This window comes from Campylobacter sp. W0066.2, from assembly GCF_024723515.1.
GTDB lineage: Bacteria > Campylobacterota > Campylobacteria > Campylobacterales > Campylobacteraceae > Campylobacter_D.
Genome location: NZ_JANQCV010000050.1, coordinates 1 through 495 on the forward strand (window position 1 = coordinate 1; position 495 = coordinate 495).

Annotated in this window: 1 pseudogene; it reads right to left on the reverse strand. The window is 26.3% G+C overall.

What is annotated here, in order from left to right:
• A pseudogene (locus CAMP18498_RS07935) lies at window positions 1-495 on the reverse strand (sugar transferase); the annotation flags it as partial.

Sequence of the window (495 nt, forward strand, 5' to 3'; positions counted from 1 at the left end):
AAATTCTCTTTTCAACTTCCTAATTTTAAACAGCAACTTGATATACCCCCCCCCATACCAGGTTTTGTTAGCTTGTATAAGAGCTTGTCCTAGTTTATAAGTTAAACATTCTTTTTCTTTTAAGGCTTCTTTATAATCAGGATAAGATTCTAATGGAGGTAATGCTAAAGAAGGATCTTTTTTTATTTTTTCTTGATAGATTTTTTGTTCTTGATTGTGTTTGTCTTTTATATAAGATAATACAAAAGGCATTCTTATATAGCCTAGTATAGATTTTGAATTAACTATCATAGCTTGACCTAGTTTATAAGAGAGTTGGTTTTGAATACGAAATTTAGCTGATTTTTGATTGCTTATAACTATCTTATTTCTACTAGATATTGTTTTATTGTTTGACGCTATATCTAGTTTTTTTTCTAATTGTATAGTTTGTAATTTTTTATTGATTAAATCTTGTTCTAAATTAGAAATTTCAAATTGCTGTTTTTTTATAGG